Origin of the sequence: Roseobacter sp. OBYS 0001 (assembly GCF_019654895.1) — a bacterium.
Lineage (GTDB): Bacteria > Pseudomonadota > Alphaproteobacteria > Rhodobacterales > Rhodobacteraceae > Roseobacter > Roseobacter litoralis.
The window spans coordinates 1-1914 of the sequence record NZ_BPES01000024.1 but is presented as its reverse complement, the minus strand read 5'-3'; the positions used below and the strand labels follow the sequence as shown (position 1 = coordinate 1914).

1 protein-coding gene is annotated in these 1914 nt (G+C 61.1%); it reads left to right on the top strand.

Annotation, left to right across the window (positions count from 1 at the left end; genetic code table 11):
* The first annotated feature begins 29 nt into the window (after positions 1-29).
* A complete protein-coding gene (acs, locus tag K5Q35_RS22525; RefSeq protein ID WP_374758670.1) occupies positions 30-1910 on the top strand; it encodes an acetate--CoA ligase in 1881 nt (626 codons plus the stop codon).
* The last annotated feature ends 4 nt before the right edge of the window (positions 1911-1914 follow it).

The following is a 1914-nucleotide window of genomic DNA, read 5'->3' as shown; positions in this document are numbered from 1 at the left end:
CCCACGTCACGTTATCGCAATACGGATCGTTGTATTCGGAGTCTGTTTCGGATTCTGAGGGGTTTTGGCGGCGTGAGGGGGGGCGGGTTGACTGGATCAAGCCTTTCACCAAGGTCAAGGATGTGAACTTTGATCTCGGCCATGTGTCGATCAACTGGTACGCGGATGGCACCTTGAATGTGGCGGCCAATTGCGTGGACCGGCATCTGGCCACGCGCGGCGATCAGACCGCGATCATCTGGGAGCCGGATGACCCCAAGGATGCTGCCAAACATATCACCTACAAGCAATTGCACGCTTCGGTCTGCAAGATGGCCAATGTGCTGGAAAGCCTTGGCGTGCGGCGCGGTGACCGGGTGGTGATCTACCTGCCGATGATCCCCGAGGCGGCCTATGCGATGCTCGCCTGCGCGCGGATCGGCGCGATCCACTCCATCGTCTTTGCCGGGTTTTCGCCCGATGCGCTTTCGGCGCGGATCAATGGCTGTGACGCCAAACTCGTCATCACCGCCGATCACGCCCCGCGCGGCGGGCGGGCCACAGCCCTCAAATCCAACACGGACGCCGCCCTGCTGCACTGCAAGGACACGGTCAAATGCCTCGTCGTCAAGCGCACCGGCGGGCAGACCACCTGGATCGACGGGCGCGATTACGACTGCGGCGAGATGATGCTGGAGGCCTCGGATGTCTCCCACCCCGCCGAGATGAACGCCGAAGACCCGCTGTTCATCCTCTATACCTCCGGCTCCACCGGCCAGCCCAAGGGCGTCGTGCACACTTCGGGCGGGTATTTGACCTATGCCGCCATGACCCATGAGATCGTGTTTGATTACCACGATGGCGATGTCTTCTGGTGCACCGCGGATGTGGGCTGGGTGACGGGCCACAGCTATATCGTCTACGGGCCGCTGGCCAATGGCGCGACCACCATCATGTTCGAGGGCGTGCCGACCTACCCCGATGCCAGCCGCTTCTGGCAGGTCTGCGAAAAGCATAAAGTCAACCAGTTCTACACTGCCCCCACCGCCATCCGCGCACTGATGGGACAGGGCAAATCCTTTGTCGAAGGGTGCGATCTGAGTGACCTCAAGGTGCTGGGCACCGTGGGTGAGCCGATCAATCCAGAGGCCTGGAACTGGTACAATGACGTCGTGGGCAAGGGCAAATGCCCCATCGTCGACACCTGGTGGCAGACCGAGACGGGCGGCCATCTGATGACCCCCCTGCCCGGCGCGCATACCATGAAACCCGGCTCTGCGATGAAGCCTTTCTTTGGCATCAAGCCGATGGTGCTGGAGCCCGCCTCGGGCGAGGTCCTTGAGGGCAATGACGTGGAGGGCGTGTTGGTCATCGCCGACAGCTGGCCCGGCCAGATGCGCACCATCTGGGGCGATCACGAACGGTTCGAAAAGACCTACTTCTCTGATTACAAAGGCTATTACTTCACCGGGGATGGCTGCAAACGTGACGCAGACGGTGATTACTGGATCACGGGCCGCGTCGATGACGTGATCAACGTCTCAGGCCACCGCATGGGCACCGCAGAGGTCGAAAGCGCGCTGGTCGCCCACGCCAAAGTCGCCGAAGCCGCCGTCGTGGGATACCCCCACGCGATCAAGGGGCAAGGCATCTACTGCTACGTCACCCTGATGAACGGCGAAGAGCCCAGCGATGAACTCTATCAGGAATTGCGCAAATGGGTCCGCACCGAAATCGGCCCCATCGCGTCGCCTGACCTCATCCAATGGGCCCCCGGCCTGCCCAAAACACGCTCGGGCAAAATCATGCGCCGCATCCTGCGCAAAATCGCCGAAGACGACTTCGCAACCCTCGGAGACACCTCAACCCTCGCAGACCCAACCGTCGTCACAGACCTCATCACAAACCGAATGAACAAACAGGACGCTTGATAAA